Below are 11,426 nucleotides of genomic sequence, written 5' to 3'. Positions count from 1 at the left end.
AGTGACCGTTAAATAACAGTAATAGATCAAAACTGGGGATCGCGGTCAAGAGGTCTGTCGCACTAACATTTGTAAACGATCACTGGATCACATTGTTTTAATTCTGAAATTGGCTGCGGAATGACGGATCTAGTTCTAACACGCGCAAGGTTATTCTTGATCGTGATGGGCCAACATTAGGATTAAGTGGTTTCAATGCGAATGACTACTACTTAGGAAACTATGTCTTTGACCTAACGGCGCTAGACCTAAATGCAAACGGTGATATTTCAATTAATGGTGTAAACCGAGAAAGCTTAGAGTATTGGACGTTTAGCGATCTGGAGCCATTACCTGGCTCTCCAGGTAAAAAAATCAATGAAGATCTCAAAGTGAGTCTTGGTGATTTAGGTACGGGTACACACAAGGTTCGTTTAAAAGGGTCTGATGTTCGTGGCAACACAACCTTAACCAGTGGTGAGCAAGATTTTACCGTTAAAGTGTACAATTCCATCCCGCAGGTAACCCTAGCGATGAGTTACACGGATGGAACGCCAATTACAAACAGCACCATCTATCAAGATGGGAATATCGTACTTACGCTTGATATTGTTGATGACAGTGGCGTTGATCGAATTGACTCAACGTATAGATTTTCTGGAGAGCAAAACGGGACTAACTTTACGTTCTCAGAAACCGCAGATGGCACTTGGACGGCAACGCTGCTTTCTACACAAATTGCCAAAGATGGTAACTATGAACTTGATATAAAGGTTTACAACAAAGTTCGTTACCTTGACGAAAAAGACAGAAAGGTTGGAAAAGTAAACCAAACCTTTAGCGTACAGCGTGAAGGCGTGGTTCTCTCGGTTGCAAGTCCGCTGGACTTCCAGAACTACTTATCTGATGGTGTTCTTGATGTCACCTTTACTACATTGAGTGCGGTCAAAGCCAAAACGTTAGAGTGTTGGGTTCGTGAAGAGTACAACTCTCTAGATGCACCACCAACTAATGAGCAACCAACTTCTGGTGTTATCAACGTATCGCAAGAACCTTACAGTTGTAGTGTCAATGTTGGGCAAAACATGACGAAAGCACCTGTCACTTTGATCACTAAAACCTTGGGTACAAATGGGCGTGAAACGATCAACAAGTTCAATTTTTCGATGGTGGATATTGATGCACCAACAGTCGTTGATGGTAACTCATACAGTTTTAAAGGAAGTGATGTTTGGTTTGATGAAGCTTTGAAGAAGAAGATGCTCACATTTGAGCTCTCTTTCAATGATGCTTTATCAGGCGTGAATACTGAAAGTTCAGATAAATATCCAAAGTTGGTTCGTAATCTTGGCAACAAAGCTTATACACCAACGACCTGTGCCAAAGGTGTTGGAAATATCAAGTGTACGTACTCTGAATCCTACGCCGATATTATTGATGGTCTGAGTACAACTCAAGAATACAAAATCAAAAACGTATCTGACTTAGCAGGAAACTTGACGCCAGAGCATGATCTACTGCTTGAATTACCTAAAGGTTCGGTAGTCGTTGAAATTACTGATCCGGTCGGAAACACAACCATTAATGGCCAGCAGCTTGTCGCTAAATTCAGAATTAAGTTGTATGAAAACTCTAGGCTAGACAATGTGATGGCCAGATTTGGAACGGAATCCTACAACTATAAAGATAATCCGGAGAAGTTTGCGCAATTGGAAGTGTGTGCAGATGACCCAACCTACAAGTGTTCAACATTTACGAGTGAACTTCCTAGCGATGCTGATGGAAAAACGATCAGGACAATTATTACCGCAACGGATGTGTGGTCGAGAGTCGGTGAAGCGACCGTTGATATTAAAGTTGACAACACACCTCCAAGTGTTGGCGATGAGATTATCGTAACTGAATCGCCAACAAATCCAGATAATGTTCGTTTTCGTTTCGACATAACGGACACTGGTAGCAGCCTCGCAAAAGTAAACTACTCGGTTTTAAACCCGAGTTATCAAGAAGAAAGAGTAGAGGATGGGAATGGTTCATCTACGTACTTTGAACTACCGAAATCTCAGTTAGAGGGGCGTGGTTCAATCACAGTAGACATCAAAGCGACAGATAGCGTCGGACTGTATTCTGATATCAGAAAAGTCATTGATATTAGTGTTCCTAAAGTCACGGTTGATTTCGATGGAATTACGAGTTTGCAGGGTGGGAAACTGTTTTTAACCAAGGCGAGCCAGCCGTTTACGCTATCTACGGTGGAAGGAGAAAGAGTGAAAGCTTCACAATATTCTGTGGAGCTTATTCCAAGCCTCGGTGATTCCTTGCGTTACTCAGGTGATGTTATCTCATCTAGTGGTAATGGAATGATGAACTTTGCCGTCGATAATCAAGGGTCATATACCCTTAAGGTGACGGTGACGGACTCAGTTGGAAGAGAGAATACAAGCTTTGAATTACTAGGCAAAAGTTATGATGGACAAGTTATCGAGTCTATTGTTGATTATGACGTTCCAAGTATTTCTGGCTTAAGTGCTAATCAAATCTCTAAGATACCGACAAACGATAAGTATCAGCTAGAAATTAGTGCATACATTACAGATAAAAATTTAAATCTCGTCACTTCAAAAGCGGTGAGTGGTGGCAGCACTGTGGCTCCTCAAGCGATTACTGAGCCGACAACCGAAGTGGGGCCTTATGTCATAAGCTATTTGTTACCTAAAGGCGATCATACGATCACGGTGGCAGCAACAGACAAGGTGGATAACAAGAGTGAAAGTTCTATTGACGCGCATGTGGAAGCGGCAACCGTTCCCGGGCTAAGTATATCTACTGCTTCAAGCGCCCCTCTTTTTGGAGGCGAAGAGATTACACTTACGTTTAACTTTACAGAAGAAGTTACGAACTTTGATATCTCAGATGTCCATCTTGTCGCTAGTGATAGCGGTGCAACAGGAACGTTAAAACAAGATACTTGGTCGACTTCAGACAATATTACGTGGACGGTTAATTACATCAGCCCAGAAAAACAAGATAAAAATATCACTATTCAGGTAGAAGATAATAGCTATCAAAGTACCAACACAATTCCTGGAAAAGGAAGCAGCTTAAGTATCGCGGTTGAAGGAACCTTACCAAAACTGACCAATGTGACATTTAACCCCGAGCATCAGAGCGTGGGTCAAAGCGTGAGTGTCTCGCTTGAGTTTGATAAAGAGCTCCAAGAGGCGACCGCCAAGCTTGGCGGCAATCGCATCAGTTCTCTGTCCGCAACGGCAGATAAAAAGGTCTGGGTTGGTGATGTACAAGTTCCGAGCACCACGCTGTTAAGTGTCGACTTGGTTGTTAGTCAGTTTAAAGATTTGACTGGTAATATAGGGGAGGATAACACCGTTCACGAATTACCTATCACGCCGACCTTAGCTATCACTCCAGTGGGCAGTGTGGATGAAATGCAAGCCGCCACGTTACAATTCGAAGGCACGTCGACACGTTTTGACGGCCAGTCCCTTCGTCTTGAAGTGAAAGCCCAAGGCAGCGCGACGGTATTGAAAAGCAGCAGTGCGACAGTACAAGCCGGTGGTACTTGGACCAGTGACGCGATTGATATGAGTCATCAAACCAATGGCACTTACACCGTGATGGTGACGGGGACGAACTCAGCGGGTACTGAAGTAAGTGAAAGCCAGAGCTTTACATTGGCGCAATCTCTGCCAACGTTGACTAACGTGACGTTTACGCCTGAGCACCAAGCCATCGGCCAAAGTGTGACGGTGACGCTGGAATTCGATAAAGATCTGCAATCCGCCGCGGCGGAGTTAGGTGGTACAACGATCACTTCATTAGTGGCAACCGCGGACCCAAGTGTTTGGACTGGTGATGTGGTGGTACCAAGCACGTCAGAGCTCAATGTGGCGTTGCTGATTAGTGACTACCAAGACTTATCAGGGAATACCGGTAGCCAGAATACGGCTTACTCCATGCCTATCACGCCGACCTTGGCCATCACGCCAGTGGGCAGTGTGAATGAAATGCAAGCCGCCACGTTACAGTTCGAAGGCACGTCGACACGTTTTGACGGTCAGTCCCTGCGTCTTGAAGTGAAAGCCCAAGGCAGCGCTGCCGTATTGAAAAGCAGCAGCGCAACGGTACAAGCCGGTGGTACTTGGACCAGTGACGCAATGGATATGAGTAACCAAGCCAACGGCACTTATACCGTGATTGTGACAGGGACGAACTCAGCGGGTATTGAGGTGAGTGAAAGCCAGAGCTTTACACTCGCGCAATCTCTGCCAACCTTGACTAACGTCACGTTTACGCCTGAGCACCAAGCCATCGGCGAAAGCGTGACGGTAACGCTGGAATTCGATAAAGCATTGCAAGGTGCTGTGGCGGAGTTAGGTGGTACCACGATCACTTCATTAATGGCAACCGCGGACCCAAGCGTTTGGACTGGTGATGTGGTGGTACCAAGCACGTCAGAGCTCAATGTGGCGTTGCTGGTTCGTGACTACCAAGACTTATTAGGGAATACAGGTAGCCAGAACACAGCCTACTCTATGCCGATCACGCCGACCTTAGCCATCACTCCAGTGGGCAGTGTGGATGAAACGCAAGCCGCCAAGTTACAATTCGAAGGCACGTCGACACGCTTTGACGGCCAGTCCCTGCGTCTTGAAGTGAAAGCCCAAGGCAGCGCGACGGTATTGAAAAGCAGCAGTGCGACAGTACAAGCCGGTGGCTCTTGGACCAGTGACGTAATTGATATGAGTCACCAAACCAATGGCACTTATACCGTGACTGTGACAGGGACGAACTCAGTGGGTATAGAAGTGAGTGAAAGCCAGAGCTTTACATTGGCGCAATCTCTGCCAACGTTGACTAACGTGACGTTTACGCCTGAGCACCAAGCCATCGGCCAAAGCGTGACGGTGACGCTGGAATTCGATAAAGATTTGCAATCCGCCGCTGCGGAGTTAGGTGGTACCACGATCACCTCATTAGTGGCAACCGGGGATCCAAGCGTTTGGACTGGTGATGTGGTGGTACCAAGTACGTCAGAGCTCAATGTGGCGTTGCTGGTTCGTGACTACCAAGACTTATCAGGAAATACCGGTAGCCAGAACACGGCTTACTCCATGCCGATCACGCCGACCTTAGCTATTACGCCGGTGGGCAGTGTGAATGAAATGCAAGCCGCCACGCTACAATTCGAAGGTACGTCGACACGTTTTGACGGCCAGTCCCTGCGTCTTGAAGTGAAAGCACAAGGCAGCGCGACGGTACTAAAAAGCAGCATTGCAACGGTACAAGCTGGTGGCACTTGGACCAGTGACGCAATGGATATGAGTCACCAAACCAATGGAACTTATACTGTGATGGTGACGGGGACAAACTCAGCGGGCATTGAAGTGAGTGAAAGCCAGAGCTTTACACTCGCGCAGTCTCTGCCAACGCTGACTAATGTGACGTTTACGCCTGAGCATCAAGCCATCGGCCAAAGCGTGACGGTAACGCTGGAATTCGATAAAGATCTGCAATCCGCCGCAGCGGAGTTAGGTGGCACGACGATCACCTCATTAGTGGCAACAGCGGACCCAAGCGTTTGGACTGGTGATGTGGTGGTACCAAGCACGTCAGAGCTCAATGTGGCGTTGCTGGTTCGTGACTACCAAGACTTATCAGGGAATACAGGTAGCCAGAACACGACTTACTCCTTGCCAATCACACCAACAATACATCTAGATGCTATCAACGATGTTACTGGAGTGGAAAGCGTGACAGTAAGTGGTAGCAGTGAACGGTTTGAAGATGGTGAGTATATAGATATCAAAGCAGTCGACGCTGATGGTGCAGAAGCCACAGGCATGGCAACCGTATTTTCAGACTCATGGACAATTGACTTAGATCTTTCAGGACTGAAAGACGGGGCGGTGACGATTTATGTGAATGGTACCAACAAGCTGTCTGCCTCTGCTGAAGAGGCTCAAGCAACATTTAACTATGATCGTTACGCAAGTACGGCCTCTTTAGGAGCTGTCTATAACCGATATTTTGGCGAGAACAGAACCTTTAAAGATGCCGCATAAATAAAGCGAGCGTTTAGCTCGCTTTATTTATTTGGGGCTTTTTGTGATATTTATCAAAATAATTGCCTTTATTGATAAGTTACTCGAATTAATGAATCGCCTTAATACAAGGCTGAATAACTATAATAACTAGGCCAATGTTGCTTTTAGGTGTGTATGACGTGATTGTGATGGTCGCTCGGTAGATGCTGTGGTGAATGTGCCGCGTTGAAAATCTTTTTAAATATTATATATTTACGATCGTTTCTATACTCTGTGTATAGTGTTCTGCATGAGGTCGATGGGTAATACCCGCCTCTTTAACTCGCGATGAAGCAAATTTAATCCTAGCAAGCTTCAGAGCAGTTACTTTTGTGAGTGCGTAATGCGCTCACCTTTTTATTTAAACTTCCTCAGTAACAGTCAATTTGTTGTTTGTTGCTGAGGAGGGCACCTCATAAACTTCTGAATTTCCTCGTGCTTACCTGAAGCGCACGTTACTACGATTTTTGTTAACTTCAGTCCATAAATTAAATTTTTTTAGATAGTAAGATTTTACCATTTTGACAGAGTGGGTGATGTTACTGGCTTTTATTGTGGTTAAATCGCATGTTTTGATAGTAAAAATTACCATTTTTTTGGTGTTTTTTGATTTCGGGCGATTTTTCTATCTCGTTGAAAATAAATGGCTAAGTAAGTAGGATACGCAGACCAAATCGTACTTGTAAGCCTTATCAGCTTAATTGTCACCGCAGCCATATTTACGATGTTGGTTGTGGAGAATTCAAATGCATTTAGTTTGCAAATTTATACCTAGCTCGAAGCTATCCTCCAACGAGCTATCTTATGTTCTTACACCGGACGAGTGTATAGGACAGCTTTCGCGTTTGCGAAATTCAGATGACATCCTTAGAAACCTCCCTAAAGAATTGGCGCAAAAGATTTCCATCTCTGCCAAAAAAACGACCAGCGCATTGCTAGCTGCTATAAGAATCGAATTGGGAAAAGGCAATTGGGTGTCATTATCTACCGTTGCTCGTCGTTCGCCATTGACGGACTCTCAGCTGCAAAGCTTCCCTAGACTTAAATCACTCGTTGACTCTGTATCTGCTTCGAATGAAAGCAAAGCTTTTAAAGCAGGATACAAGCAGGTTACCGACGATGTTGCTTTAGTTCGTAGTTACACGCATGTCCCTTCTGAGCCAAGTCCAGACCAAAAAATCGTTGTCGAGTTTGCAGGGCAGTGGTCTAGCAACGCGGCATGTTTGATGTTGGGAAAAACCGAAGCTCAAAAAGAAAAAGTTACTGTAGGCAAGGCTGATACAGAAAACAAACACCGCAGCCTCGCGACATTTAAAGATCTCGAAGCTGAGGGCAAAACGCTCTATATCAAAATCCCTTGTTCCGACCAGCCTCAGCCAATCTTGCTTAAACTCGCCGAAGACCTGCAACCCGTTGATAAAGAAACTCAAATGGATGAGTGGGATAACGTGTTGGTGCCTGTGGTTCCGCTGCACTTCCCTGGTAGCGATAAATCAGATGAAGCTGCAGAAGTGTTTAAATCAGGCTACGTGTATGTTGTTTGGAACAATAAAATTTGGCGCGAAGTGGCAATTACGGAAAATGGTTACTTTTCAGATACGGACATTAATAGTGTTCGTGAAGGCTCTAGACCCAAAAGGCACGCCGATATCTATATGACCAATCCTGAAACAGGCGGTGTTTTCGCTTATGAGCCTTTCCAAATCGTGCAGAACGGCAAGGTGGTAAGTGAAGGCTCTTTGAATGGCTCTGGAGAGGCTCGAGTGTTCAACTTAGTTGAGGAAGAAGTTGAGATAGTCATGACTGGCTATGAGCCACAAATCAAAGAAAAGATTGAAACAAATTTGAGCCCTATTAATGCTTCTAGCCCAGTGGAGCGGAGCGCGCAAGGTTACCCTCTCCCGCATATATGGCTTCCTTACAAGATTAAAGGTGAGCCTCAAGAAGTATATTTGGCTTATAACAGTAAACGATTGAGCGAGAGTGAACTATCTGAACTAGAAAGTGATCCCGGAACCAAGGCCATAAAAGTCACTGATCTTAACCATTATAGCAGTGAGAAAAGCTTTAAAATTGGAGACGGTTCTGTTCGCCTGCTCTCAGTATTACCAAGTGCTGCGACCTCAAAACCTGAAAAATACGCAATGTTACGAAGCCAGGTAAATAAAAATGTAGCGGTCGTGTATTTACTTAAATCTGTCGAGATAGTTTTCGAATATCCGGGTTATACGACGCTGGACGAGTCAGATGATTACTTTGAGTTAAGGCAAAGCGATGGTGATTGGTCTCAGCGAGTGTGCTTGCGCCAATGTATAAAAAAAGAGAATGGTTCTAGGTTGATTCGTTTTACTGGTTGGCCTGCAGAGGTTAAAGAAGTGGATCTTCTCCGTGGTTATCAGGGCAATAGTCATCACGGAAGAGATAATAAAACGGTCATTTTTGCTCAAACACCCATTGCGGATTTACTGGCTTATAAGAAAAAAGATCAGACAAGTTAACAAAACAACTTATTCGGGTTGCGTTGTCACACCATTAAACGCGATCGAGAAAGATAACGAAGAGAATATAAGATGAATCTACGTCATACATTATGCTTGATTACTTTAGCGGTCTTATCTGGCTGTAATCAAGAATCGGCCAAGGAACCTGAACAACACGCGCCAAAACCTCAGACGGTTCAAGACCGAATCGCAGAAAAAAATGCTCAACAGTGGGAAGATGGTCGTGTTTATATCACAGAAAACAATTACGTTATTTATGACAAAGAGACGGGTAAACCTAAACACTTTATTTTTAAAGCTAAAGAATGGCCACGTGAAGATCTCACCAATGAAGGCTCTTATGATTTACCACGTGTAGTGTTTCGTTGGGATAACGCCCGAAATGAAGCGAAAGACCACTATGATCAAAGGGATAAAGTGTGGAGTATCAAAACGGATGGGACGGACTTGCGTCTGGTCGCAGATGAGTTTGTTGGCAAAGTTCGTCTAATGCGTGTCTCTCCAAATAATCGCTACTTGGCTTTGGCCTATTCGGCCTCAGAAGGGATGTTTAAAGTAATTAAAGATCTTAAGACGGGTGAGTATATTGAACTCGGTCGTTCACGTGGCTACCCAGAGTTTCTATGGGCTGAAGACAGCAGCTATCTTTACTACGTAGACAAGTTTAAAGACTGGAAGTACACGTTAGCGACGGGTGAAAAAGAAGAAACGGAAGTTAATTTTAATGAATACTCTGTTATATATAATGGAAAACGAATTGTTGTTGTTGCATATGGAGTAGCAGTTTTCGATGAGCAGACGAATGAACTGCTTTATTCTGTTGCACCTAAAGAAAGAGGAGGTGATTTGGATGCCAAGGAGTTCCGTAAGAAAGCAATTAGCCCAACAGGACGTTATGTTTGGTCAGAAACCAGAACGCACCGTTATCTTATTGACGTTAAAAATAGAACCTTCCAGTCGGAAGAAATTGTTCCAAGAGCGGTAGGTAAGTTACGTTATTTTGAAATTCTAGGTAAAGATGTAAATTACACACGAGATGGAGCGGCTAGAGTTATATTGAGCAAGACAACAGAAAACAATGAATTTGGGCCATACCTGAAATGGGAGCAAATTGGGACAGGCCATAGTGCTGGTAATTCTTCTCTATACAACGCTTTTGCCAATAATGGTGATTTTGTTAAAGAGGGGGATTTATGAGCCTTGTAGAGAACTGCAATACAATACCGCTACATGCTAGTTATTATTTATTTGGCGCTTACTTTGCAGCCGAAGAAGATGAAAATAACGACAAAACTTACCCTTCATGGCACTCCAACACGAGTCTAGTTGGAGAAAATATTTCCAATATTCGCCCGTTAGCGAAAGTGCCGATGCTTAACGTCACCGATAGCGATAGCCCTAAGCTTTGGGCTACCGACCATAAATTTAAGTTATGTTCACTGGGTAATGGAAAGCCAGATCAATATGGGGCTTTTGAGGTCCTGACACCAGAGCACACAATTCATGCTTTAGGTAGGGATCTACCCAAAGAGGGTGAGCAGACCTTCACTTTCCGCTTTCCACCCTTGCCTTTAATAGCTTCACTTTCTGAGTTAAACCCCAAAGAGTTAGCTACAAAAGTTGCAGATTTGAGTAGCCAGTTGGAAAACAGCGAAGCAAAACTCACCTTGACAGAGATCAGCATTGAACAATTGGCTAAGCCTTACGAACCAGCTGCGAACGGGGGGCTCAGCGAAGAACAGGCAGAATATAACAAGTGGTATGAAGATGTAAGTGAATCGGGAGAGACACTAAAAGGCTTCGTTTTACCTGTTGTGGCGAGTTGCGCTGTGGTTTTTTCTGATCAAGGTTATGAAAGTGCGACGGTTACTTTGCAAAAATTTGACTCAACCAAAGAAGGTGGGGAATACAAAACGATAGGTTCTTCAGTACAAGCGACATTACCTGAAGATGAGCATTCAGAAGAAAATGCTAAGCAATATCCATGCGCGATGTTTCACGTTGATCCTGCTGATTTTAAAGAAGGCTTATACAGTATCCGTGTCGAATTTATTCCAAGCCAGATGAAAAATGGCGTTCCACAGTTCATTAAAGACGCTCATATTCAGCAATTTTCTGAAGGCTTAGATACAGTCTACACTTACGAGCTACGTGAACAGATTACCTTTTCTTCAAGCACTCCGTTAGGGAAATTTGCTATTGTCAGTGGCGATATGATCTCCCTTGAGGAATCCTTGATTTATCAATACCCTCAGTACTTTGGAAATATGAAACATTATCTTCACGGTAATGTACAAGGTGTAACTGCCAATACGCCAGCTTCAAGAAGTATTGCGTTACTCAAGAATATCCGAGATGTGTCTGCTCAGCTAGGAGCAGGGCTGCTGAGCGGTAGCTTGCAAGACACTTTAGACCGTGATGGCCGCCAAGCGGTGTTTAATAACGTCTCGAAACTGTATTGGGATGCAGTTAAGTCCGAGATGCCGCCTGCGATGAAAGCGGCGGGCGAATTGTATTACGGTATTTACAGTACGAAAGAAGCGCTTGATAAGTTGCAGGAACTCCACACACCAGCTATCGCGGGTGTTGGTTGGAAGGCGCTATTTCACGATAAGGTTTTTAACACCAATGAAGCTAGGGCAAGCGCACTAGCACTTTCTTTAGAATCACGTCTGGGTAACCGACGTGTGGTTGCCGGGCGAGTTGCGGAAGCTTGGGAGCGCCACGAGGTGCTCAACACTGCTCTGGGCAAGAGACGCAGCCAAGCGATTAAATGGCATAATAAGCCCAGAACGTTAACCTAAACAATGGGTTAAGTCCAGTAGGGTGCAAAGTCCCTACC

At 44.5% G+C, this 11,426-nt stretch carries 4 protein-coding genes; all 4 read left to right on the top strand.

Translation table 11 applies throughout. The annotated features are described in order from the left end of the window. Positions 1-371 precede the first annotated feature (371 nt). The 4 genes from L3V30_RS23565 to L3V30_RS23550 all read left to right on the top strand — a co-directional run bounded on the left by L3V30_RS23565 (position 372) and on the right by L3V30_RS23550 (position 11,388). The gene (locus L3V30_RS23565) at positions 372-6,062 is read left to right on the top strand and encodes a tandem large repeat (RefSeq protein WP_237310093.1); all 5,691 of its coding nucleotides are present in this window, start codon (positions 372-374) and stop codon (positions 6,060-6,062) included. 767 nt (positions 6,063-6,829) lie between these two features. Continuing rightward, a complete protein-coding gene (locus tag L3V30_RS23560; protein ID WP_237310094.1) occupies positions 6,830-8,581 on the top strand; it encodes a hypothetical protein in 1,752 nt (583 codons plus the stop codon). A gap of 72 nt (positions 8,582-8,653) precedes the next feature. Next, positions 8,654-9,781 (top strand): Tricorn protease domain-containing protein, encoded by a 1,128-nt coding sequence (locus L3V30_RS23555; protein WP_170892080.1) that lies wholly within the window; start codon positions 8,654-8,656, stop codon positions 9,779-9,781. Beyond that, on the top strand, positions 9,778-11,388 hold the full coding sequence (locus L3V30_RS23550) for a hypothetical protein (RefSeq protein ID WP_237310091.1): 1,611 nt from the start codon (positions 9,778-9,780) through the stop codon (positions 11,386-11,388). The genes L3V30_RS23555 and L3V30_RS23550 overlap by 4 nt, the downstream gene beginning before the upstream one ends. Positions 11,389-11,426 lie beyond the last annotated feature (38 nt).

Source organism: Vibrio sp. A1-1 (assembly GCF_021728175.1).
GTDB lineage: Bacteria > Pseudomonadota > Gammaproteobacteria > Enterobacterales > Vibrionaceae > Vibrio > Vibrio diabolicus.
Note: the sequence above shows the minus strand (reverse complement) of the source record. Positions and strands in the feature narration are given on the sequence as shown.